Genomic DNA, 25,391 nt, shown 5'->3' on the forward strand with positions numbered 1-25,391 from the left:
GGAATCTGTCACTCATGGCTACCGATATTGGCGACAACAAAAATCCGGCAAAAGATTCTTCCAACAACACTCTTAATATTGAAGCTTTTAAAAAAGCACTTTCCACCTGTATGCGTGCAATTGCAGGCACAAAAAACCTTGAAGTTTCCTTTAGTCATAACCGACCATCTTTAAGCGAAAGTTGTGCGCGTTTACCAGAATTACCTCAATACGCAACGAATAAAGACATCACCATTACCCGCGGATTAGGTGATTCCATGGCTCTGCGCAAAGCATGGCATGATAACCGCATTCACATGCAATTTTCTCCACTAGAATCAGAAGCACGTGCTGTCTTTGATGCCTTAGAACAAACACGTGTTGAAGCAATTGGTACTTTAGCCATGGAGGGGCTTGCAAAAAATCTTGATGTCATGCTCGCCGATAAATACAAAAGAGCCCATTATCATAAGATTAGCAACCAAAGTGAAGCCCCCATCCAAGAAGCGATTGCACTTTTATTGCGTGAAAAAATAACAAAGCGCACAGCTCCAAGAGAAGCAGGTCCTGTCTTAGAATTGTGGCGTCAAGAACTCGAACAAAAAGCAGCAGCAGAACTCGATGAACTCACTCATCATATTTACAACCAACAAACTTTTGCACAGATTGTTCGCCAAATGCTTGCTACACTCAAAATGACAGTGCAACAAGCTGAAGCTTCTAACAGTGAAAACAATAAAAAATTAAAAAACGAATGTGAACCTCAAGACCAAGAAGAAGAAGAGAGTAAAAACAAAAAACACGCTCAAAGTGAAGAACAAACCAGCACTGAACAAGAAAGTGATGTGCAAGACGACGGAAAAACACAAGCGACACAATCAAACAACAATGATCAAGCTGACGGCGAACAAAAAAATGAACCTTGGCAAGAAAAGCCAAGAAGAGCCAAACGCCTTTTTTCCGATTCGGAACAAATGGAAAGACTTGGTGATTATAAAATCTTCACCCGTCAATTTGATGAAATTTTGGAAGCAACAGATTTTTGTTCTGAAAACGAGTTAGATCACTTACGCCGTTATCTTGATAAGCAAATCAATCATCTTCAAAACATCGTTGGCCGTTTAGCAAACCGTCTCCAGCGCCGCTTGATGGCGCAACAAAATCGCAACTGGAGCTTTGACCTTGAAGAAGGGTATCTTGATACAGCACGGCTTCCACGTCTAATTATTGATCCCATGCAACCCCTTTCTTTTAAAATGGAAAGCAACACCAAATTTCGGGACACGGTTGTTTCACTTCTCATTGATAATTCTGGCTCAATGCGCGGACGCCCCATTAGCGTTGCCGCAAGCTGTGCTGATATTTTGGCACAAACTCTTGAACGTTGTGGTGTCAAAGTTGAAATTTTAGGTTTTACCACTAAAACGTGGAAAGGAGGAAAATCGCGAGAACAATGGCTTACCCAAAACAAATCCCACAATCCTGGACGCCTCAATGATTTATGCCATATCATCTATAAAAGTGCTGATACCCCATGGCGTCGCGCACGACGCAATTTAGGTTTGATGATGCAAGAAGGATTATTAAAAGAAAATATCGACGGAGAAGCTTTAATTTGGGCTCATCAACGTCTTTTATCGCGGCGTGAACAACGTCGTATCCTCATGGTCATTTCTGATGGTGCTCCTGTTGATGATTCGACACTATCGGTCAACTCCAGCAATTATCTAGAAAAACACTTACGCGCAGTGATTCAAGAAATCCAAACACACTCCCCCATCGAACTCATTGCCATTGGAATTGGTCATGACGTCACACGTTATTATCAACGTGCTGTAACAATTATGAATGCTGAAGAACTCGCCGACGCCATAACAAAACAATTAGAAATACTTTTTAGTGATAAAAAGCCTCATATTCATAAGAAATAAACTTACCTTGAAACAGCCAACAATTACATCTTAAAAAATTATCTCTATCATTAAACCATCGGAATTTGATGACTAACAACCTGAGAAGATAATCCCACAAACTGAATATCGAACTTTAAAGAAGCTTCTACTTTACTGGATGCATTATGAATTCTAAAAGAAATGCTCCAACCATCTTCAAAAATTATAATAAGTTTGTTTTTACTTTCTGGTTTTAGTGCAACTGATAAAATTTTGCTTGGAATTTTCCATTTACGACCATATCCCAGAGTGCCATTCAAATTAAAAGACTGAATAATAACCCGTTTTTGTTTAGATCTTGTATCTATCATAATCTTATAAAAATCATAAGAACCTATAACATACTGAAACAATAGCTTCACAAATTTATCTTGATAATCTAAACAAAGCCTTTGAAGTTCTTTAGAAAAAGCTTCTAGGATTGGAAGATAAACTCTGCTGTCTTTATCCTCTATATCTCTAAAGAACATCTTCTTATCTCTAAGCTCTGCTAAATAATCAAAAATAGGCCTAACTTCATTGAAATAAACGCTGCTACAAGAATAACCCGTCCATTCTTTACCAAAATCTATTTTACCAGAAAGGCGAGGATGTTTGATAGCGCTATGATTATGTTTTGCAGAAATACCAATGTGATTTTCAGGAACTTTTTAAATAATATCACGGACATCTCCTTTGATCCCAACAAAATCTTCCTAAAGAACAAAAGTTTTCGTGTTTCTAATATTTTTATCATGTAACTGTAAAAAAACGGCTGCTTCAATAGAAGCAAGATTTAAAAGCCTTTTTTTCAGTATTATTAAATAAATTATAAAAAGACACCGCTATTTGAAAAGACGAGTTAAACTCTATAGAAGCCTTTGTTGCTTTTTTAAAACCCATAGCCAAAGCATATTCAAAGGCTTTTCCATTTTCTTACCTGTTTCATGCAATTTCCTAAAGATCCTTACTCAAAATTACGAGTTCATTTGATTTTTTATTGTTTCCCATACCGTAAGTCCATTCAGGATTTAAGTATTGTATGTCCTTTATAAAGTTCTCTAATTTCCAGACAATCATTATAAGATAAAACCCCATCTGTGACGCTTTCTTAAAAGCTCAGCAAGAGATTGATGATCAAAAGGATGATGTTTATCGCCTTTTTGACCATAAAGTTTTTGATTAATAAGGTACGGAGGATCACAATAAAGAAAATCGTTAGAGTGTTTAGGAATACTTTCTGTAAAATCTCTGTGTTCCATTGTGAAATTTTCAATCTTAAAATCTTTAAGCCATTCAATAGAACGATAATTGTATCGAGGATGTCCTGGAGACATACCGCCAGAAAGTATTTTTCCGGAAAAAAGAGCAATTAAGAGTAAGAAAAAACAGCAGTAATCTCTAATTGATTTTTAATATTCCCAAAAGTTTTTTGGAGATTATAAAACATTACGGGAGTCATATCTTCATATTCTCTTACTTTTTCTGCAAGAGCTGAAGCAGCTTTCAAAAGCATCTGCCAAAAAATAACAAGCGGCTTAAAAGCATCATAAGCATAAACCTTTGTTCCTCTTTTTGCTAAGGTTAATTCAATTGTCCCCCCTCCTACAAAAGGAGAACATAAAGTTTTTTATTTCCTTATATAGTTATTAATAATTATAGGAACAGCACGATTTTTCCCTCCCGGATAACGAAGAGGTGATTTTACAATAGGCAACTCCCTAGTCTCTCTCTGTTTTTTCAAGGAAGTTAATACAAAATTATCAAATAAAGCCTCTGTATGATCTGTTTGATTTATCATTTTATTCATACTATCAGCTCCAAGTATCGCATTTTCTAACCTACAATTGTCTAAAATAAATACTCGAAGCGTTTGCCAAATTCTACAGAGATCGCATTATAACAAATTGTAAATTCATTAACATATCTGCACAAACATTTGTTACTAAAATAATGATAAATACCAGTATAACCCAATTTTAAAACTGTCAAAAAGGACTTGATACCATTGGTATTTATTTTTCTATTTATATACTACCCAAATGTATATCGAAATGTTTTTTCCTTTATAAGAACCAAGTTTCTTATAACTCAAATAATCATAAGTAAGAAATCACAATTCTTAACAAGACATTTTTGATCCTTTATAAGAGCTTGATTATCTGTTTTTAATACTGATAAGATGCTCTTATCTCATACTGAATCAGTCAAAAGCACTTCCTTACACATCATAAGCATAAATGATGTATGGATAAATACAACTTGAGAAAAGAATCAAAATCCCTTTTTTGAATCCACTCAAATTCTGTTCGCAGAAGCATAACGCACAACCTTCTCTTCTTTAGCAAAACAAAAAGACAAAGATCATTATTTGTTACAAACAAAAGAAGAATCATTCTTTGAATGACTTTGATAAAGAGGAAGCTTTACAATATTAAGAATTGTTCCATAGGGAATCAACATAAACAGGCTCATAATAATTTTTACCGAAAAATCACCAAAAGCAAGCGAGAGCCAAACTGGCATGCCTATCCCTCCCAAAACAGTACTCTCCACCAGTGAACTATCAGCGTACCCTGTTATCTTATCAAGAACAGCAAAAGAGCTAGAAAAAGCAAGAGCAAAAAACAGCACTGTATCCAAAGCCGAACCAACCAACGCTGCTGCTAAAGGTGCTTTCCACCATGTTTTACGTCGTAAAGGAGTAAAAACAACAATATCAAGGAGTTGTCCAAATAAAAATGCAAAACTAGAAGCAAGGGCAAGCCGTGGCGTCGCCAATATCCAAGAAACAAAGACCCCCGCAAAAAAACCAGCATAAACCACACGCCGCGCAGCAGATGGACCATAAAAACGATTGGTCAAATCATTGATCAGAAAAGCAAATGGATAGGTAAAAGCCCCATAAGTCAACAGCTCATTTAAATCAAACCAATAAACAGGATATTGAACAAAAATATTAGAAGCAGTGACAGCAAGGCACATTGCTAAAATAGAAAAAACAATATACCTTTTCTTTTGCTGTTCTCGTAAAAGACTGCTTGAGGGCATTTTTTAAACCTAGGATACGGGACCAATAAAATAAAACGATCAACCTGCAAAAAACTTAACGTCTAGAACAGAAAACCGGAATAAAAGCGTCAATAAACAAAAAAGAATGACGATAGCAATTACGCTGCTTGTTCAGCCTTTTGCTCACCTTCTTGCTCAGCTTTTTTCTTAATGATTTGGCGTTTTAGCAAACGCGCACGTTGCGACAACTCTTTATCGTCTGCTTTGACCAAAAAACCATCAAGTCCACCACGATGCTCAACAGAACGCAACGCACTTGCTGAAATGCGCAAGCGGTAACTTTGCTGTAACACTTCTGAAATCAATGTCACATTGCAAAGATTTGGTAAAAAACGACGCCGAGTCTTATTATTTGCATGGCTAACATTATTACCATACAGAACCGTCTTCCCTGTCAATTCACATGCACGAGACATAAACTTCACCCTTAAACTCTAAGAAACTTTCAAATTCCCATACCCAAAAGACACAATGAACGCAAAACACGCACAATGCAACCTTAAACGGGCATCATTGGGAAGTTTCTTTCTAATAGGGGGTCGACAACAAAAGGTCAAGTCTTTTATAAAACCTTTTTCATCTCTTACGGGCTCATTCTTCATCTTTTTTCTCAATTAAGGCGTGCAAATTCTGCCAAAAAGGGTACAAAATGTTTTTTTTAAATACATACCATGTTAGAATAAAAGCCTATTGTCCCGAAAGGAAGCATAAATCATGAGCAAAAAAGAGCCCCCCATGACAAAGCTTCAGGGAAATTCTTGCTGTTTTTCTTCTTTTTTGTTTGGGACTTTATGTATTTGTTTTTTTCTTCTCTTTAGCGCATTAGGTATATGGCAAGTACAACGGTTAAACTGGAAAACAAATCTTATCACCAGTGCCAATCAGCGCATTCATTTGCCCCCCATAAAAGCCCCCCTAAAAAATCAATGGTCAGATATTACTTTTGAAAAAAATGAATATCAACCTGTTGTTATAACAGGAAAATTTTTAACAGACAAAAATATTTTAGTCACTGCTGCCGCTCAAAATACTACAGGCTATTGGGTTTTGACTCCTTTACAGACTACTGATAATGCACTGATCTTTATCAACCGTGGCTTTATCCCCATGGATGAACGTAACAATTTTCAAAACCCAGAGCAATCGCATACAAATGCCTCATCTCAGCAAAATTCTACCACGGACACAGAACCAACAACGATTATAGGTTTATTACGCATGAGCGAAAAAAATGGTTTTTTCCCGCGTAAAAATAATCCGGACAAAAATTTATGGTATACGCGTGATCTCCCCGCTATGGCACAAAAACTTGGTTTGTCCACTGTTGCCCCTTATTTCATTGATGCCAGAAAAACATCTCCACAAGCAAACCTTCCCGTCGTTGGTCTTACGATTATACATTTTCGAAATAATCATCTCGTTTATGCAATCACGTGGTTTATTTTAGCTGCTGGTGTGTTAGGAGCTTTTCTTTTTCTGCTACGGCAAAAAAACTAAAAAAGATCTCTTCTATCTCAAGTGATAAAGAGAATAGAATCTACTAACTTGCGCCTTTGTTAAATAAAGATCATAGGCATACAATGGATCTTTATACCATTCACAAAAGATTTACGCGACACTCTTTAAAAAACCATCATAAAACGAGGGATGATTCATTAAAAATGTGAAACAACGCATTATCTCCACTCTATAAAAAAATTCACTCTCAAAAACATTGTCATAAACGCTTTTGAAAAACATAAAGCCAAATTTAAAAATGATAGGAAAGATAGGCACTCATTTTTGCTTTTATAATTTTATATTCTTGCTTCATTAGATTGTTTCCCATTTCAGAGATTACTCCAACTGATATACGCAATACTTTCGCCTTCATCTAGTATAAAAGCTAATATAGCAGAGAATATACGGATGCATTTTTTGTTTCAAAACTGCTATGAAGATGAGATGTTGAGTTATAAGCAACAAAAAAACATTTAATGTCTCAATGAGACTTTACACCCACCACCACACCTCAAATGAGAGTGTTTTTACAGGATAATAAAAAAGATGAGTCATCCTATATTCTAAAAAGACAGTTTATCCTTTCAGTGTATTTTGCTAAAGGCTTATGCTATAAATGTATAAGCGTGTTTTACTAGAATTTTAACTCTTTAATTTTTAAGGCTTCTGTTATGGGTGTTGTTGCCAAAAATTTTCCCATACCTGATCTTCATCGGGTTCGTCGTGTTCTCTTTTCTGTGTCTGATAAAACGGGTGTGGTTGCTTTTGCACAAGCCCTCCATGCGACTTACAATGTTGAATTAATCTCAACAGGAGGAACAGCCAAAACCCTCATAGCGGCTGGTTTACCCGTAAAAGATGTTGCTGAAGTTACTGGATTTCCTGAAATAATGGATGGGCGTGTAAAAACACTCCATCCTTTGATTCATGGTGCTTTGTTAGGGGTAAGAGAAGATCCTAGCCATAGAGAAGCTATGGAAAAGAACAGCATTCATGGAATTGATCTTTTGGTGGTGAATCTTTATCCTTTTGAAGAGACGATCCTATCGGGAGCCGATGGACAAACGATTCTTGAAAATATTGATATCGGTGGACCGGCGATGATTCGCGCCGCGGCAAAAAATTATGCTTATACCGGTGTTGTAACAGCGATAAAAGATTATGATTCGATTCTAGCTGAATTAAAGCAGCATAATGGGTGTTTAAGCTTATCTGTGCGTCGTCAGCTAGCAATGCGCGCTTATGCACACACGGCTGCTTATGATACGGCAATAGCATCGTGGTTTGCACGGGATTTAAAAATTGAAACTCCATCGTGGCAGAGTTTTTCTGGTCATCTTGAAAGTGTTATGCGCTATGGAGAAAATCCACATCAACAGGCAGCATTTTATCGCAATAATGAAAAACGTTTTGGTATTGCAACAGCAAAACTTTTACAAGGCAAAGCGCTTTCTTATAACAATCTGAATGATACAGACGCAGCCTTTGAACTTGTGGCAGAATTTGATCCGCAAAAAACCGCTGCTGTCGCTCTTATTAAACATGCCAATCCTTGTGGTGTTGCGGAAGGAGAAAATTTGAAAGAAGCTTATTTGAAAGCTCTTATGTGTGATAATGTATCGGCATTTGGTGGAATTGTTGCTTTAAATCAACCCCTTGATGAGGAATGTGCTGAAGAGATTGTTAAAATTTTCACAGAAGTGATTATTGCTCCTGATGCCACAATGGCGGCACGTGAAATTATTGCCAAGAAAAAAAATCTTCGTTTGCTCATTACAGGTGGAGTTCCTGATCCACGCTGTGCAGGACTTCTTGCGAAAACACTTGCAGGAGGCATTTTAGTGCAATCGCGTGATAACGTAGTGGTTGATGATCTTAAATTGCAAGTAGTGACAAAGCGGGCACCAACTCAAGATGAAATGCGTGATCTTCAATTTGCTTTTCGTGTAGCAAAACACGTTAAATCAAATGCTATTGTATACGCGAAAAATAGCGCAACAGTTGGAATTGGAGCCGGACAAATGAGCCGCATCGATTCAGCAAAAATTGCTGCAAGTAAAGCAGCAGAAAGTGCCCAAAGAGCAGGCTTAACAGAAACTCTCACAAAAGGATCGGTTGTTGCATCAGATGCATTTTTTCCTTTTGCAGATGGTTTATTAGCAGCAGCTGAAGCAGGAGCAACAGCAGTTATTCAACCAGGAGGCTCCATGCGTGATGAAGAAGTTATCACGGCTGCTGATGCGCAGGGTTTAGCGATGGTTTTTACAGGAACACGACACTTCCGCCATTAATAATTTTACTAATTTCCTCTTCATATGAGACAAATGTTTCAAGGAACTGTTCATAATCATCATATGACTATTGATAACTGTTGAAATGGAAGCAGTTATTCAATCCAAAGAATCTACTCGTGAAGAAGTTTATCACCACAGAAAATGCACATAATTTAATCATTATTTAGGGATAGGATATTGTCGTTGTTAATATTTTTAATGGTTTCCCTTTCACATGAGCAAAATGTTAAAAGGGTATTATTTTGTATGTAGATGCATACCTGTTATGATATTATAACACAACTCTTTTTAGTAATATGCTCTATTCTTAAACTAAAGAGTGTAATGAAAAGTTTGAGTAGAGGATATGAATATTCTACGTTTTTATAGTAATTGGCGCCGTTATCGTCGAACCGTTAATGCATTAAGTTGTCTTTCAACATATGAACTCAGCGATCTTGGAATTTGTCGAGGTGATATTGATTCGATTGCACGGCGTTATTCGCGTAAATCTTTATAAAAGTTATTTGAAGCATTTGAGAGAGTGCTTTGCTATGAAAGAACACGCATTTTGTGGTTTGTTATTATGACTTCATTTTTAGTATAATAACAAAGAGCGGAGGGGCTGTCTTTTTCGGGCGCTGCTATGTATTGTTTCTTGAATTTTCAGTGCTTCTGTGATGTATAATATTTGATTAATAATTTAGCGTTATTCATATTGAATTAGAACCCCGAATACCGAAGATTCTCCCATTCAAAATCTATGTGTGTTGAATCAACCAAAACCATTCGCTTGCACGTTACAAGCGGGGGGTCCTGTGTGGATAAAAACTATTAAGAAAATTCTAAAAATGCCTCTTATGAACCATCTCTAATGCTAAGAGCTTGTTACAAATATTGGGCACTATAAATAGTGTGATAGTGCCGAATTGCTCCTTGCGTAAAGATGAGGTGCTTCATGGATTTACCGTTATACCCATCACAGACATCGTCGCGAAATAGGCTTGGAAGTATTAAGGGATTTTTCTTTAATATAAGTCCGTGAATATGCAATAAATAGCGCTCTGTTTTTTGTGAGGAACGTAACCCTATTAATGCAACTCTCTCAGAGAGAAATATTGATTCCAACAGCACACTTAAGAACTTATCGAAGATAAGCAACAGCTTTATTTTCTCTCCGCATCTTTAAAGAATGAAGATCCTTAACCAGTACTCATCTGTCAACAATGGTCTGTTAAAAACTCTTTTTTCGGGAGCCAATCCCTCTCTCTTAGCATCACCTCATGAGATTCTATGAGCAAACCTTGCCTAAAAACATCCAACCTATACTCTAACAAAATGCTTCATGTATAAAATTTATATGATCTTCAAATTTTGAGAATATTACCACAATAAACGATGATGTTTTGCGACACGAAGATAAAACGCAATATACTATGGGTTGGAACAATGTTCTGATTTTTTATCAAACGCTTTACGGATAAAACGCCAACGAACTTTTTCCTGAAATGCAGGACGAAAATATAAAACAATCTGTTGTGTCCGTTGTGGACCTGTTAATTCTGCAAAATCAATCGAATCTTCAAGAAAAATATCTGCATCAGGCGATATAAAATACCATACTTGTTCGCTCTTCACGTTCTCGTTCTTTACGGCTAAACAGACACGTTTGCCATCATAGTTAACTTCAACTTGTGGATGAAGATGAAACCGAACAGCAACATGATTTTGTTCATTTTGCACACTCTTGTGTCTCTTTCCCCCTTTATTTGGCATAAAAAAGCGATCAAAACCTTCGATCATATCTCCATTTGTCGCCAAAATAACACCACGCTCATGAATAAGATTAAAAGGTCGCACATAACCATTATGACTCGCAATAAAACCCGTCTTCTCTGAATCCTCTATACGGCGCACTTGAACTTCCCTGGGTCCATCAAACAAAAATGGCGCGCCATTTTTCTTTTTATGATAAAAAGCACCCACTGAACAATCATTAAGCGTAGCTGTTGAATGTGCTGCAGTAACACGCCCTAAATGTCGATAATCTTCCCGACCATCAGGATTAACACCAGTATTGATAATAAAACGGTGCCCTTGTGAAGACATTTCAAAAGACAAACACCCCGAACAAGCCTGCTGTGCTACAAAGCGGGGTGGAAACTTTCCTGTATCTGCAAGCACTGTTGTTTGATTGGCTTTTAAGCGCTGAAATCCTGAATAACGGGCATAACTAAAAGGATGCCCTCCTGTTTCATCAAGCTTCAAAAGGGACGATAACCGTTCCGACACAAGGGGACCAACCCCATTAAAATGAGCCAACGTTTGATCCTCATGGATAAAGAATCGTAAAGCTGGCAACATACGCTCAACAGAATCAATCAAAATACGTGGTGCTGTTTCATTGCTACGCATAAAAAGATGCCGTAACGACAATAAATCCGATAACAAATTCAGCAAAATAACAGGACTACGAGAAATATGCCCACCATCAACTAGGATTTGACGGGAAAGCTCTTTTATAAGTGTGGTTTGTACCTTTTTTTTCACTGCCACAGAAACAGGCAAAGCAAGAGATGCGAACGTCAAAGCCGCTGCTGCTTGTAAACGTCGGTCATCATGCTCCATACTGCAAATTGTTACGCGCAAATAACGAAATTGCAAACCAAGCGCACGTAAAAAGCGTTTTTCAAACCGTTCACTTGCCCCTTCTAACAACATTTTCGAATGACAAATCCATGAAATCAAGCGCCGCGCCACAACAGGACCACTCCAAGCAAGCCCTTTTACCTTCTTTCCAGCATGGTCAAACCAATCTTCTAAAAGAGAGCGTGCATGTGCAGAAGCTAAATCACTTCCTGCTGCCTCCATATGGCGCAACCAATGAAAATCATGTAGAGCTGCTTCCCATTCTAGCGTTGGTGGAACCAATGCAAACGGCGAAACAGCACCAGAATGAACAATGTGACCAGCAAAAGCAAAACGACCATGATAAAATTCATGCGCCATCATAGGGTCTGCTACATGCAAATCCATGGGATGCGCTAAAATTTTATGAGGACGAAACCCTGAAAACCGCCAACGAAACAATGGTCCAACCCATAAACGCCGCATAATATTCTGTATCGTATCGATACAGGCTGCCACTTTTACCTGAGGAGCTTTTACCGCAACCGCCAAAACTTCATCTCCATTTATGCTGATTCAAATACAATTTCGACCATTTTTGTAAATGAAGCGTTAATTAAGCAATTTTTCGTAAGCGCGCAGCAAAAAAACCATCCATTCCTAAAAATGCGGTTTTCTCAGCATCAAAATTTTTATGACAAAAATCCGCAGGCGTTGTACGTAACATCCCCCCACAAAGCAAATGTGCCAGTGCTCCCATTTCCCCTGGATAAATAGGTTCTAAAACAATGTCATTGCGTGTCGATAAAATTTTTTCAATAAGATCTTCACCTTCTTCTCTTGCCAATGAACAATTGGAAAAAATAATCCGTCCCCCCACCTTTACCAAGGAAATTGCTGCGACAAGTAAATCATTTTGCAACGCCGCTAACTTGATGATATCATCCCTCGATTTCGTCCATAAAATATCTGGATGACGACGGATCGTTCCAGTAGAAGAACAAGGAGCATCGAGAAGAACCGCATCAAAAAGCTGTGTGGGATGGAAATTTCTCACATCGCCCTGCCAAATGTGAACTGAAAAACGAAGCCGTTCCATATTTTCTTTTAAACGCTTTACGCGGTTAGCAGAAAGCTCAATTGCTGTCACCTCTGCCCCTTGTAAAGCCAATTGTGCTGTTTTTCCCCCAGGGCTTGCACAAAGGTCAGCAACTCGTTTACCCCGAAGTGTTCCTAGTAAACAAGCAGGCAACGCTGCAGCGAAATCTTGAACCCACCAAGTTCCTTCACTATAGCCTGGTAAATCAGAAACAGAACTCTCTAGACGATTTAATCGAACAGAACCATTGGGCAACACCACACCGCCAAGCCTTTTAGCCCATCCAACACTGTCAGATTTCACTGTCAAATCGAAAGGGGGTTCCACACTTTGAATTGCTATAATCTGATGCGCCTTTTCTGTTCCATAAGCTGATATTAAAAGCTGTCCAAACCACGCTGGCACACCTTCAATGGTAGGAACTTGTTGACGTAAAGGCTCTGCCTCACGTGCAACATTGCGCAAAAGAGCATTCACCACCCCTGAAAAACGGCGCATTCGAGGATCAAGTTTCGCCACACGCACAGCTAAATCAATAGCCGCATGATCGGGAATATCAAGATAAAGAATTTGTGCAACACTGATATGCAAAAGATGCTGAAGTGAAAGTGCTTGTGAAGGCAAAGGACGCGCCAAAAAGCGTGAAAGAGCCGCCATAATCTGCCCTCGATGACGCAATGAAGCTGTTAAAATAGCCCGACATAACAAACGATCTCGCTGTGAAAGCTTTAAATATTGTGGATGTCCGTGTTCATTATCCGTCAAACCAGACAGAGGCGTGTACTTATCAACTACCGCCCCCAAAAGACGCACACACACCTGTCGAACAGCTAACCCTGGAACATTTTTTTCAGACACATGCCCCGCTTTTTTGTGTTTCAAAACACCACCTTTATATCACTATTTCCTTAAAAAATCCCTCAATAACTCTATGAACGAGATCTTTTTGAATTTTCATAACGAAGCCAAGAAGGACGCTTTGTAACACGCTGAAAAGGACTGTTTTCTTGCTCACCTAATGTATGAGCCTGACCACTATGAAAATCCGCATAGCTCATCCCGCTGCTTTTTTCATGTATAGCGTCTTCTTTATTCCATCCCACACTTTTGGCAAGAGCCCCTTTCATCTCTTCTGCTTGCTGATAAAGAGCAGCAATACGATTTGCAGTTGCTGGATGTGTCGAAAAAAGACTATCCGCTCCCTCACCGCTCAAAGGATTAATAATAAACAGATGCGCGGTTGCTGGATTATGCTCTGCTTCTTCATTATATACCCCACGTCCCCCATCAGCAATCTTACGCAATGCCGAAGCCAACCATAAAGGATTACCACATATTTCAGCCCCTCTCCGATCCGCAGCATATTCCCGCGTACGGCTAATCGCCATTTGCACCAGCATCGCTGCAAAAGGTGCCACGAGCAATGCAATAAATCCTCCAATTGCCCCAGCGCCATGAGAATCTTCTGAAGAGTTCCGCGGTCCTCCCATAAAGAAAGCAAAATTACCAAGCATTGAAATTGCCCCTGCAATCGTCGCGGTTAGAGTCATTGTTAAGGTATCACGATGCTCAATGTGTGCAAGCTCATGCGCCATAACGCCGGCAATTTCCTCTGAACTCAACCGCTCTAACAACCCAGTACTTGCAGCAACAGCAGCATTTTGCGGATTACGTCCCGTCGCGAAAGCATTTGGCTGTGCATTCTCAATAACATAAACCTTTGGTTGAGGAAGAGAAGCCCTTTGTGCTAAATCGCTTACAATCTTATAATAAACTGGTGCTGAATGCTGATCAACTTCACGCGCCCCGTACATGCGTAAAACGATTTTATCCGAATTCCAATAAGAAAAAAAGTTTAAACCACTTGCCATCAAAAGAGCAATGACCATGCCACCACCCCCTCCAACAAGATAACCAACTCCCATAAAAAGAGCAGTTAAAAAAGCCAAAAGCATGGCTGTACGCATTATATTCATTACTCAAAAAACTCCATGATAAAAGTCAATCAATATTATATGATGGTGTTTTCTTTCTGCTTCTTCAATGGAATAGGTGTAAAATGAATAAAAAAGATGAGAATACAAGCAAAAAAAACGCAAATGTCGTTAAACAGCAATCTCTTTCTCCCGCAGCACAACGCGCCCTTAAAGAAGCTGAAGAAAGGCGAAAAAGCGCAGCAAAAAAAGAACAACCTTTAGAAAACGGCGGACGCGGCGGAAAAGACCCTTCCCGCTATGGAGACTGGGAAATTAAAGGCCGCGCTATTGACTTTTAAAACCATTGATTTTTAAAAAACCAGCGCTGTTTAAACAAGCCACTTTTTAAAGAAAATCCGTTTTTGATAAACAAAAACGGATAATATTTATTTTTCTAAAGCTTTTAAAGACACGTTGATAAACAACCATGCTTCTTATGCTGAAGCAGATTCTGCTTCAGCCGCTGCCGCTGCTTCTTCTGCCGCTTGCTTTGCTGCTGCTATACGTTCTTGTGCTTTTTTACCCGGTTCACCTTTATGTGGATTATTACGAGTTGGACGCTTTTTCAAGCCAGCTGCATCTAAAAACCGTAAAACGCGATCTGTTGGTTGAGCCCCTTGCCCAAGCCAATATTGGATACGTTCTTCATTAAGTTTTACCCTCGGTCCATCTTTAGGCAACATTGGATCCCATGCACCAACACGCTCAAGAAACCGCCCATCGCGCGGACTACGAACATCTGCAACGACGATATGATAATAAGGACGTTTTTTTGAACCTCCACGGGACAAACGAATTTTCAATGCCATATTTTATCTCCTATTGTCAGCTCTGGCTTTCGTTTAAATTGACTTTTTTGTTTTTTGCTCTTCAGCAATAACTTCATGATGACTCACAACTTCTTTAATAATAAATTTTAAAAATCTTTCAGCAAAATCAGGATCAAGATCACTATCCATAGCCAATTGCCGCAAACGCTCTACCTGATATTGCTCACGCAGAGGATCTACTTTAGGCAAATCATAACGCGCTTTTAAGCGCCCAACAGCTTTCGTACAACGAAAACGCTCTGCTAAGATATGAATCAAAGTTGCATCAAAATTATCAATAGATGCTCGTAAATGTGCTAATTCTTTTAATACTGTTTCCTGCATCATATTCCTTTCCCTCTTCACATCTTATTTTTTCTTAGGATGCTGAGGAAATTTTCCCCTATCGGCAATGCCATTGGAAAGACCAGGAAATATAGGTCCACGCTTGGGAAGTCCGGGCAAGAACTTCTCTCCATTACCATTTTCAATTTGCTTTTGAAGCGTTGAGAATTGCTTTGGATCCAATCCTGACAAATCAGGCATAGCTGGAGAATCCCCCCCCAAATTTCCCATACCACCAAAACCCATTTTGGAACCAAGTCCTCCCAACATTTTTCCCATCAAACCACTTTTTCCTTTACCACCCATGGCTTTCATCATATCAGCCATTTGGCGATACATCTTTAAAAGTTTATTAATATCAGCTGCCGTTGTACCAGATCCCTTAGCAATTCTCTGTTTGCGGCTATGTTTTAAAAGCTCTGGATTCGCCCGCTCTTGCAGTGTCATAGATGAAATAATGGCCAATTGACGATCAAACAAACGATCATCAAACCCCGCAGCCGCAATCTGCTCTTTGACCTTCCCCATTCCTGGCAACATGCCCATAATACCGCCCATTCCACCCAGTTTTTTCATTTTCTGCAACTGTTCTGCAAGATCATTCAGATCAAATTTTCCGGCTTGCATTTTTTTTGCAAAAGCAGCAGCTTTCTCATGATCCATTGTTTCAGCAGCTTTTTCAACCAAAGAAACAATATCCCCCATTCCCAGAATACGATCAGCAATACGACTGGGATGAAATTCTTCTAAGGCATCTATTTTTTCACCAGTTCCAATTGCTTTAATTGGTTTACCTGTAACAGCACGCATAGAAAGAGCAGCGCCACCACGCCCATCACTATCCATCCGTGTTAAAATAATCCCTGTAATCCCTACACGCTCATCAAAAGAACGAGCAAGATGAACGGCATCTTGCCCCGTCAAACTATCAGCCACCAACATAATCTCATGAGGAAGGGCACATGCTTTAATTTCAGCCAATTCAAGCATCAAAGCTTCATCAATATGATTACGTCCTGCTGTGTCAAGAAGAAGCACGTCATAACCACCTAATTTAGCAGCCTGCACGGCACGTGATGCAATATCAACAGGCAGCTGACCCGCAATAATAGGCAAGCTTGCAAGTTTTGCCTGTTCTCCCAATTGGCGCAATTGCTCCTGTGCAGCGGGACGGCGTGTATCTAATGACGCCATGAGAACTTTTTTATTATGCTTATCAGTAAAACGTTTTGCAAGCTTTGCTGTTGTAGTTGTTTTTCCGGAACCTTGCAAACCAGTCATCATGATAACAACTGGAGCTGGTGCATTTAAATCACTCAGAACGCTTTCATTTCCAAGAATATGAACCAATTCATCATGAACAATTTTAACCACCATTTGGCCTGGTTTAATTGATTTAACGATTTCGGCCCCAACAGCTTTTTCCCGAACCCTATCGGTAAAAGAGCGTACAACATCAAGAGCAACATCAGCTTCCAATAAAGCGCGACGAATTTCACGCAGCGCCTCTACAACATCCTGATCCGATAAAGCGCCACGTCCCGTCAAATGAGACAGAATAGAACCAAGTCGCTCTTGCAAGGATTCAAACATCATTTACCTCATTGTTGCATAACAAACAAACCAAAATAACATCCGAGAACGCATCGCGCCGTCGGATGTTGACCTCTGAGATCTCTTTATACCCTTAAACTGGGGTCTCAGTCGGTGGCTCCAAGTTAATTTTGTCACTGAAAGCTTGCTCCTTCAAACAATAAAACCCCAGCTTTGTCAAGTTTTATCATAAAATGTCTTTTTATACGAAGAAATAAAAACAGCAAATACTATACTTCAAAACTTTCAACTTCAACACGCATAAAACAACCTGTTTCCTGTTCTATACTCCATAATTTTCCGCTAGAGATATCAAACCAAACCCCATGCAATGTCAAAAAACCTTGATCTTTGCGAAGCTTTATCCACGGAAACGTCTCTAAATTTCTCAACGAATGGCGAATAGAAAGCTGCTCTAATGCCGTCTGTTTTTCTGGCCACGACAGCGACTTATTATTCAAAACGATTTCTGCTGCTGGTGCTAAGAGACTTATCCATTGACCAATAAAATCATTTGATGATAAAGATTTATATGTCTCATTAAGAGCAGTACGAATGCCTCCACAATGGGCATGACCAAAAACGACAATATGTCTCACCTTAAGCAATTGCACAGCATATTCAAGAGCTGCTGATGTTGCGTGATATTGATCATCAGGAGAAAAAGGAGGAACCACATTCGCCACGTTGCGCATGGTGAAAATTTCCCCTGGCTTAGCATCAAAAATCATTTCTGGTACTGCACGCGAATCACAACAAGCAATGACCAAAACTTCAGGTTTCTGCCCCTCAATCGCCAATTGCTGATAATCTGCTATTTTATATAAAAAATGATTGTTTATAAAGTTTTGGTAACCACTTAAAAGTCTTTCTGGTAAACGCGCCATTCTCTCTTTACTTTTGCTTCTTTTTTTACTTTCATTTTGTATATTTTAAAAAACAAACTATTAACATACAAAAATACTAAAAGTGCCCTTTCTTTGACGCAAAATATTTCTTTAGAGTACAAACTATTACTAAAAAATAGCAAAAACAAACTCATTCTTTCCAAATAAAGAGCTATTTTCTTCAAGAAGAAGGTGTTACAGTATACAAAAATATAATGGTCTGCTTTTAAAAAGATGAAGAGAAGACCCCTAAGAGCAAAAAGGGAGAGTGAATGTGTTGCAACAAAAAAAAACAGAAACAAAAAACACCCAAGATAAAATAGAAGAAATCCTTTTTGCTCAAACAGATGAAGAAGATATTGTTTATTACGAAAATAAAGAACTTCAAAAAGCCGCAGCCATCGCAGTAAAAGCTTTTAATCTCCATCAGACGGGAAAAAATACTATCTACTTTGACCAAAATTTGACCCGTAATAACAAGCCTATAACCGCTATCACGCTTGTCAATGATAACAAACCCTTCCTTCTCGATTCTATTTTAAATGTTTTCAATCAACACAAAAACCATATCTATTTAATTGCGCACCCTATTCTTGATTGTACTTCTGGAAAACGCATCAGTCTGATGCAAATTCACATCGAGTCATTAAACAAACAGCAAATACAAAAACTTGAAAATGAACTCATCTTAGTTCTTGAACAGGTTAATGCTGCTGTACAAGACTGGAAACCTATGCTTGAAGAAGTTAAAAAGCATATTCATGCCTACCAAATAAGCCTTCCCCCGCACTACAAACAAGAAGGTGAAAAGGCTATTGAATTTCTTCACTGGCTAATGGACGATAATTTCATTTTCCTTGGTATGCGCACTTACAACTTCATCAAAGACCAAAAACCCCTAAAATCCTTTACAGCGAGTAATATTGAACTTGGTATACTCACGGATGCTTCTATTCATATTGTTGACGATGAAAGTATGAAAGAACCTCCTCAAGAAGTTTTATCCTTCATGGAAAGCGATAATCTGTTTATCGTGACAAAAGCCAACAGTCGCTCCAAAATTCACCGTTCTGTCTGGCTCGATTATATTGGTCTTAAAATATTTGATAAAGAAAAACAACTCTGTGGAGAATTACGCATTGTAGGGCTTTTTACCTCCTCAGCTTATACACGTTCTATTTTGCAAATTCCTTTCTTAAAAGAAAAAGCCCAAACTATTATTCAACGTCTTGGACACAATCACGCCGATTATTCAGGAAAAGCACTCGTCAGTGCTTTAGAAACCTATCCAAGAGATGAAATGTTTCGCTCTGATGTTGATACATTGACAGAAAACACTAAACTTATTCTACAATTAGATGAGCGCCCACGTTTACGGGTTCTTGCCCACACTGATTCTTTTGGGCGCTTTGTTTCTATCCTTGTCTACGTACCGCGTGACCAATATAGCAGCAGCCTGCGTGAAAAAGTTGGCGAACATTTTGTTGAGCTCTATAAAGGCGACTTTTTTGAATCTTATCCGCTATTTTTGGAAAGCACCCTTATACGTGTCTATTATATCATCCATCGCAAAGGAAACGAGACTGTTCCCCTTCACGAGCGCTCCACACTTGAACAACATGTACGTTCGATTGCACGAAGTTGGGAAGACAGCGTTCAAGCCATCGCTCTTACTCAGAAAACAACAGAGCAACAAACACGTCTAGCCAGCGAATTTCCCAACAGCTATCGTGATTTATTTTCAGCTGAAGACGCTATTAACGATGCAGGACATATTTTAAATCTTCATGATGAGAAGCCCCTTTTCGTGAACTTTTATCACACACAAAATAAAGAAAAACGTACTATTTCTCTTCGGCTTTTTCACCGCCATGAAGCTCTTGCCCTTTCCAAACGCGTACCACTCCTTGAAAACATGGGGTTTCGCGTTATTGCCGAACAAACCCTTGAATTACCAGATGGCTATGGGCACTCTGTGTATCTTCATGATATGCAGCTGGAAAGTACTTTCCAGCTCTATATCGATTTTGAAAAAAACGGTCAAAAACACGCCGAAACCTTTGAGGCAATTTGGGCACAAAATGCTGATAATGACGCTTTTAATGCACTCACCCAAACAGCTGAACTTGATTGGCATGAAATTGTTATTTTGCGCCATTATGGGCGCTATCTCCAGCAAGCTGGTATTCCTTATTCGCAAGATCGCGTTGCCCAAACTTTAAATGCTTATCCTGACATTACCCAAGATCTTTATGCTTTATTTCATTTAAAGTTTCACCAAAGCCATACAGAAAAAGAACGGGAAAAAAGCCAACAGGTTATTCAAAAGCGTATTGGAGAAAAATTACGGAAAGTGTCTGGTTTAGATGATGATCTCATCTTACGCCGTTATTGCAACCTTATCGATGCGAGTTTACGAACGAATGCCTTTACGCCTCTTGACGATGGAAGTCCACGGCGTATTTTAGCCACCAAATTAAATCCGCGCCAAATTGAGGATTTGCCTGAACCACGCCCTTACCGAGAAATTTTTGTTTATGGACCGGAAGTTGAAGGGGTACATTTGCGTTTTGGACCTATCGCTCGTGGTGGCATTCGTTGGTCTGACCGCGCATTAGATTATCGTACCGAAGTCCTCAGCTTAGTCAAAGCCCAACAAGTTAAAAATGCAGTTATCGTTCCTGCAGGTGCAAAAGGGGGTTTTTATCCCCATCGGCTTCCCCAAACAAATGACCGTGCTCTCATTATAGAAGCAGCACAACAAGCTTATACAGACTTTATCACAGCTTTGCTCTCAATCACAGACAATCTAATTAACGGCAAAATAAGTTCTCCCCCCAATGTCATCTGTCATGATGACCCTGACCCCTATTTTGTTGTCGCAGCAGACAAAGGAACAGCAACTTTTTCTGATACCGCCAACGCCATCAGCCAAGCAAATCACTTTTGGCTCGATGATGCTTTTGCCTCTGGAGGCTCAGCAGGTTACGACCACAAAGCCATTGGTATTACAGCCAAAGGTGCATGGGAAGCTGTCAAAAGACATTTTAGAGAAACATTTGATCAGGATATTCAAACAACGCCCTTCACCTGTGTCGGTGTTGGAGACATGTCTGGCGATGTCTTTGGTAATGGGATGCTACTTTCCAAACAAACAAAATTGATTGCCGCTTTTGATCACCGCGATATCTTTATTGATCCAGATCCAAGCATAGACGAAAGCTATGCAGAGCGTATGCGCCTTTTTAAACTTCCTCGCTCCAGCTGGCAAGATTACGATCAAAGCAAATTATCAAAGGGCGGTGGTATCTTCTCACGAAAAGAAAAAACCATTACTCTCTCACCTGAAGCAGCACAAGCCATTGGTTTCGAAAAACAAACAGGAACACCCTTTGAAATTATATCTGCTCTTCTCAAAGCCCCTGTTGATCTTTTATGGTTCGGCGGCATTGGTACTTATATCCGCGCAGCAACAGAAAATGATGCCCAAGTAGGTGATCGTGCGAATGATGCGATACGCATTACCGGAGAGCAAGTGCGTGCAAAAATTATTGGCGAAGGGGCTAATCTTGGTGTTACACAACGCGGACGGATTGAATATGTCTTAAATGGTGGTCGATGCAATACGGATGCCATTGACAATTCTGCTGGTGTGAATTGTTCTGATATTGAGGTCAATCTCAAAATTGTTCTTGCATCAGCACTACGTGCCAAAACGTTAACCCGCGAAGATCGCAATAAGCTCTTGAAAAAAATGACACCTCAAGTCGAGCAACTCGTTTTGCGCAACAATTATCTACAACCCCTTGCTCTTTCTTTGGCGGAAAATCAAAGCACTACTGATTTGCCCTATCAAATACGCTTTATGCACGATTTGGAACAAAAAAAGCTTCTAGATCGTAGAGTTGAAATACTCCCTGATGAGCAAATTTTACGACAAAGAACAACCCAAGGCAAAGGTCTTCTCCGTCCAGAACTCGCTGTTATTTTTGCATATGCTAAATTAACCTTAAAAGAAGAAATTGCTAATAGCCCCATTGTTGATGATCACTATTTCAATACAACCTTGCTGAACTATTTTCCAACACAAATTCAAGAAAATTTTAAGAAGGAAGTCATTAACCATCAATTGCGTCGTAATATTATAGCAACGCTGATTGCCAACGATATTGTAAATCGTGGAGGCCCCACTTTTGTTAATAGACTACACGATGCAACAGAACAAAAAGCTGAAAATATTATTCGCGTTTTCATTGCCATTCGCGATGGTTTTGAAATTCCTCAATTGTCTGAGCAAATTGATAAGCTTGATAATAAAATACCCGGTCTTGTCCAAAACAAATTCTACGCAGCAATGACCCCAATGCTCTTTGAAACAACCAGTTGGGGTTTACACAACATAGATCTCTCACGTCCATTAGAAGAAATCGTAAAAACAATAAAGCAAGCCCGTAGCATTATTGAAAAAGAGCTTATGCATTCTCACGACAACGATATTAAGCAAAAGATTGAGGAAAAAGCATTACACTACAGCGAAGAGGGAGCACCAAAAGCATTAGCGAAGCAATTAGCTCTCTTAGAAGCTGCTTCAACAATCTGTGATATTTCTTTAATTGCAAAAAAAAGCAACAGTGATCTTATTAAAACCGCAGAGATCTATTTTTCACTTGCACAAATCATTCGTATAAACCGCATTAACGAAGCAAGTCGTATAATTCCTGTAGTAGATTATTATGATAGTATGGCTTTAAGCCAAGCCAAAGAAAATGTTTCTGAAAGCTTACGGCAAATCGTTATGAAAATCCTCAAAAATTATGGAAAGAAAAAAGATCCTTTTGACACTTGGAAAAAAACAGAAGAAAATCATATTCACAACATTACAAACCGCATTAGTGCCCTTATTGAAAATGATCTCAATATTTCTCGTTTTACTTTTGCAGCAGGATTGATTTCTCAACTTCAAAATACTGGCTTTAAAACCTAAAGCAGATACAAAACAACCCATTCAATCTCCCGTTCTATCCATACATGACTAATTAGTAAGGGAAGAACGGAAGCGCTATCCCGCATTTTGAGACAAAGCACTTAAAATAAAAAATAAATTCAAATTTTACTGTCAAATATCCTTCAACATAAAAATATAATATATTGATTTACAATCATAGTTTTATTATTTTTATGTTGAAGGAGAAGCTGATATTCTAAGTTTTTCTTATTTCAAGTCTGTTTATATTCAATCAATTAAACGCATTGCCCCTTGCATATTGCAAATGAGAAAAGCGTATAGATAAAAAACATTAAAGAAAGAACTAAATGCCCCCTTCTAGCTTCTTACTCCATAAACGAAAAGATGGTGGTGCTTAATGGCTTTATCATTATACCATTCATAGGCAACATCGTGAAATAGAAAGCACTGAGAAATATTTTTTTAACAAATGCGTAAATATGCAATACAAATATATTCTGTTTTACGTGGAAGACATATGGCTGCATTAAAAAACATCAGAAACAAAAGGATATGCTTAATCCATTATTTAAAAGATATGACTGTAACTGCTTTTGAAATACGTGAAATCGAATAAAAAACGACAGTAAAAACGGACGTCCATTCTCCTCTTTACAACTTCATATTCTCATCCAACTAAGCTGTTTTACCTATTTCAAAGGTCACTCTAAACAGACATCTGCAATATGCTCAAAATTCCATACATAAAGAAAAAAGGTTCCTAACACGGCACCACACTACCTGTATAAAAAGGCAATTCAGCATACTTTAAAATGCCACTTTTTCCACACAAACACTGTTGCTATATGTAGTTTGACATAAGATTTTGTACTAAGTGAAAAGAGGTGGGATTAGTTAGGAGTAAGTGGTAATTTTTTATTTTTACAGCTATTTTTTTACCATTAAATACGCATTTTGTTAAAATAGATTTTGACACTCTAAAATTGCAAAAAAAGTGTAAAAATCAGAAAAAATCGAAATTTGGTGGTAAAAATGAAAAAAGGCTTGGGTACAAAACCTAAAGTGGAGCGAGACGACCAAGTTTTAAAAAACCTAATTTTACCCACCCATTATTAATGAGCAAGGGGAGAACGGGAGCGCCATCGGCATTTTTAGGCAGTGCACCCAAAATAAAAAATAACGCTTGAAGATTATTGTCCTGCGCGGGAAATAAGCGCTGCAAAGTGTTAAGAAGCTTCATGGGCTGAATATGGACAAGTTCGAATTCTGCTGTCAAATATCCTTCTTCATCAAAAGAAAAAGGTCCACTAATACGTAACCCACCACCTGTATGAAAAGTCAATTCACCTTGCTTTAAAAGCCCACTTTTTCCATACAGTCGCTGTTGCCAATTTTTCCCTTCATCTTCAGACAAAAAAGAGATGTCATTTAAAATCACTTTCAAGTTACCATCAATTTTTGGGACATCAACAAAAGAAGATGTAAAAACTAGAGAAACATCAAAACCGTCAAAAGTTATATTTCCCAACAAATCATTCTTTTCATGTTTCAGATCAAAGCGCAAAAATTCTGCCGTTATTTTTTGAGGCATATCTTTTGTCTCTAACGGCTGAGTAATCATGTCATGCGTATTTTGCAAAGATGCTTGATCTTCTACATTTTCCTGTGTCGTTTTTTTATCTGTTGTTTGTTCTCCTAATGCTTCTTGAGGCTTTTGATCTTCAAGGGAAGAGGAAAGAGGTGAAATTTCAAGCCCTTCAGCTATAAACTTCAATGTTTTACCCGTTTTCCAATAAGGTTCTGTTTCAATAACCAAATTGCGCCAACGCGATACTATGGAAGTTTGTCCGGAAAAAACAATTGATGCAGGAGAATGAACATTAAACTCGACCAAATGAGGTGCATAAATTGGTGCACCAGCTGTCAAACGCCCCGTCGATACAGAAACCCCATGTAAAGGCCAAGAAAATTGAAAATTGTCGCAAACAACACCGATACGTAAAGGATAACCATCCTTGCGCACATTCTCACATACCGCCGCCATATTATAGGAAGACGCTTTTGCAAATATATCAGAAACTTGCTCTTCTATTTTACGTGAAAAAAAAACCAGAGTGCGCTATAAATAAATATCAGAGCAAGACAAAGGAGCCCACAAATTAAATAGCTCAAAGAAAATCTCTTTTGTGATGACGGTATTTGAAAGGATTTAGACAACATTAAAACTTTCTTTATCTCTTAACTTCCTCCCCACCCTAAAAAGGACAAAGATTCTTAACCACAGTCAGTTTATAAACAATCCAACTTCTTAATCGACCGGATTTTATCTACTG

General features: G+C 38.6%; 19 protein-coding genes and 2 pseudogenes. 6 read left to right on the forward strand and 15 right to left on the reverse strand.

From position 1 onward, the window contains the following. Positions 1-14 precede the first annotated feature (14 nt). Positions 15-1,910 carry a cobaltochelatase subunit CobT gene (gene cobT, locus ACFIKH_RS00750; protein ID WP_375670752.1) on the forward strand — a complete coding sequence of 632 codons (1,896 nt, stop codon included), beginning with the start codon at positions 15-17 and terminating at the stop codon, positions 1,908-1,910. Between the two features lie 50 nt (positions 1,911-1,960). Here the strand turns inward: cobT and ACFIKH_RS00755 are convergent, their stop codons facing one another. From ACFIKH_RS00755 to rpmB, 7 genes and pseudogenes are all read right to left on the reverse strand, one after another. Next, the gene (locus tag ACFIKH_RS00755; protein ID WP_375670860.1) at positions 1,961-2,563 is read right to left on the reverse strand and encodes a HaeIII family restriction endonuclease; all 603 of its coding nucleotides are present in this window, start codon (positions 2,561-2,563) and stop codon (positions 1,961-1,963) included. A 426-nt stretch (positions 2,564-2,989) separates the two neighbouring features. Then, the gene (locus tag ACFIKH_RS00760; RefSeq protein WP_375648231.1) at positions 2,990-3,247 is read right to left on the reverse strand and encodes a DNA adenine methylase; all 258 of its coding nucleotides are present in this window, start codon (positions 3,245-3,247) and stop codon (positions 2,990-2,992) included. Between the two features lie 35 nt (positions 3,248-3,282). Further along, positions 3,283-3,528: pseudogene (locus ACFIKH_RS00765) on the reverse strand (DNA adenine methylase); the annotation flags it as partial. A gap of 12 nt (positions 3,529-3,540) precedes the next feature. Further along, a complete protein-coding gene (locus ACFIKH_RS00770) occupies positions 3,541-3,720 on the reverse strand; it encodes a hypothetical protein (RefSeq protein WP_375651685.1) in 180 nt (59 codons plus the stop codon). Positions 3,721-3,761: 41 nt separating this feature from the next. Beyond that, a complete protein-coding gene (locus ACFIKH_RS00775) occupies positions 3,762-3,941 on the reverse strand; it encodes a transposase (protein ID WP_375626350.1) in 180 nt (59 codons plus the stop codon). 336 nt (positions 3,942-4,277) lie between these two features. Then, positions 4,278-4,961, reverse strand: a complete 684-nt coding sequence (locus ACFIKH_RS00780) for a VUT family protein (RefSeq protein WP_375648229.1) — start codon at positions 4,959-4,961, stop codon at positions 4,278-4,280. 119 nt (positions 4,962-5,080) lie between these two features. Beyond that, positions 5,081-5,398, reverse strand: coding sequence for a 50S ribosomal protein L28 (rpmB, locus tag ACFIKH_RS00785; protein ID WP_273787609.1), 318 nt, complete (start codon positions 5,396-5,398; stop codon positions 5,081-5,083). Between the two features lie 298 nt (positions 5,399-5,696). Here rpmB and ACFIKH_RS00790 point away from each other — a divergent pair, with 298 nt between their 5' ends. The 3 genes from ACFIKH_RS00790 to ACFIKH_RS00800 all read left to right on the forward strand — a co-directional run bounded on the left by ACFIKH_RS00790 (position 5,697) and on the right by ACFIKH_RS00800 (position 9,275). Then, complete coding sequence (locus tag ACFIKH_RS00790) at positions 5,697-6,479, forward strand: SURF1 family protein (RefSeq protein WP_375670754.1); 783 nt, start codon at positions 5,697-5,699, stop codon at positions 6,477-6,479. A gap of 674 nt (positions 6,480-7,153) precedes the next feature. Continuing rightward, positions 7,154-8,773, forward strand: coding sequence for a bifunctional phosphoribosylaminoimidazolecarboxamide formyltransferase/IMP cyclohydrolase (purH, locus tag ACFIKH_RS00795; protein ID WP_375670756.1), 1,620 nt, complete (start codon positions 7,154-7,156; stop codon positions 8,771-8,773). A gap of 349 nt (positions 8,774-9,122) precedes the next feature. Then, positions 9,123-9,275: a DUF1127 domain-containing protein gene (locus ACFIKH_RS00800; RefSeq protein ID WP_273787606.1), complete on the forward strand. Its 153-nt coding sequence runs from the start codon at positions 9,123-9,125 to the stop codon at positions 9,273-9,275. A gap of 914 nt (positions 9,276-10,189) precedes the next feature. On the opposite strand, the gene ACFIKH_RS00805 is transcribed toward ACFIKH_RS00800, so the two are convergent. From ACFIKH_RS00805 to htpX, 3 genes are all read right to left on the reverse strand, one after another. Continuing rightward, on the reverse strand, positions 10,190-11,935 hold the full coding sequence (locus tag ACFIKH_RS00805) for a heparinase II/III family protein (RefSeq protein ID WP_375626324.1): 1,746 nt from the start codon (positions 11,933-11,935) through the stop codon (positions 10,190-10,192). Between the two features lie 64 nt (positions 11,936-11,999). Continuing rightward, the gene (locus ACFIKH_RS00810; protein WP_375670758.1) at positions 12,000-13,364 is read right to left on the reverse strand and encodes an RsmB/NOP family class I SAM-dependent RNA methyltransferase; all 1,365 of its coding nucleotides are present in this window, start codon (positions 13,362-13,364) and stop codon (positions 12,000-12,002) included. A gap of 47 nt (positions 13,365-13,411) precedes the next feature. Then, positions 13,412-14,458 carry a zinc metalloprotease HtpX gene (htpX, locus tag ACFIKH_RS00815; RefSeq protein WP_375626328.1) on the reverse strand — a complete coding sequence of 349 codons (1,047 nt, stop codon included), beginning with the start codon at positions 14,456-14,458 and terminating at the stop codon, positions 13,412-13,414. Between the two features lie 83 nt (positions 14,459-14,541). Here htpX and ACFIKH_RS00820 point away from each other — a divergent pair, with 83 nt between their 5' ends. Further along, positions 14,542-14,757 (forward strand): DUF1674 domain-containing protein, encoded by a 216-nt coding sequence (locus ACFIKH_RS00820; RefSeq protein WP_375651681.1) that lies wholly within the window; start codon positions 14,542-14,544, stop codon positions 14,755-14,757. A 135-nt stretch (positions 14,758-14,892) separates the two neighbouring features. Here ACFIKH_RS00820 and rpsP read toward each other — a convergent pair whose 3' ends face one another. The 4 genes and pseudogenes from rpsP to ACFIKH_RS00840 all read right to left on the reverse strand — a co-directional run bounded on the left by rpsP (position 14,893) and on the right by ACFIKH_RS00840 (position 18,092). Continuing rightward, positions 14,893-15,267: a 30S ribosomal protein S16 gene (gene rpsP / locus ACFIKH_RS00825; protein WP_273787601.1), complete on the reverse strand. Its 375-nt coding sequence runs from the start codon at positions 15,265-15,267 to the stop codon at positions 14,893-14,895. 16 nt (positions 15,268-15,283) lie between these two features. After that, a pseudogene (locus tag ACFIKH_RS00830) lies at positions 15,284-15,612 on the reverse strand (chorismate mutase). Between the two features lie 24 nt (positions 15,613-15,636). After that, positions 15,637-17,205 carry a signal recognition particle protein gene (gene ffh, locus ACFIKH_RS00835; RefSeq protein ID WP_375626291.1) on the reverse strand — a complete coding sequence of 523 codons (1,569 nt, stop codon included), beginning with the start codon at positions 17,203-17,205 and terminating at the stop codon, positions 15,637-15,639. 230 nt (positions 17,206-17,435) lie between these two features. Then, positions 17,436-18,092, reverse strand: a complete 657-nt coding sequence (locus tag ACFIKH_RS00840; RefSeq protein ID WP_375653489.1) for a carbonic anhydrase — start codon at positions 18,090-18,092, stop codon at positions 17,436-17,438. 274 nt (positions 18,093-18,366) lie between these two features. Between ACFIKH_RS00840 and ACFIKH_RS00845 the strand changes: the two genes are divergently transcribed. Beyond that, complete coding sequence (locus ACFIKH_RS00845; RefSeq protein WP_375626029.1) at positions 18,367-23,076, forward strand: NAD-glutamate dehydrogenase; 4,710 nt, start codon at positions 18,367-18,369, stop codon at positions 23,074-23,076. A 1,039-nt stretch (positions 23,077-24,115) separates the two neighbouring features. Here ACFIKH_RS00845 and ACFIKH_RS00850 read toward each other — a convergent pair. Next, the gene (locus tag ACFIKH_RS00850; protein WP_375626293.1) at positions 24,116-25,171 is read right to left on the reverse strand and encodes a DUF2125 domain-containing protein; all 1,056 of its coding nucleotides are present in this window, start codon (positions 25,169-25,171) and stop codon (positions 24,116-24,118) included. Positions 25,172-25,391 lie beyond the last annotated feature (220 nt).

Source organism: Bartonella sp. SD1336NMGDW (assembly GCF_042193565.1).
Classification (GTDB): Bacteria; Pseudomonadota; Alphaproteobacteria; order Rhizobiales; family Rhizobiaceae; genus Bartonella; species Bartonella grahamii.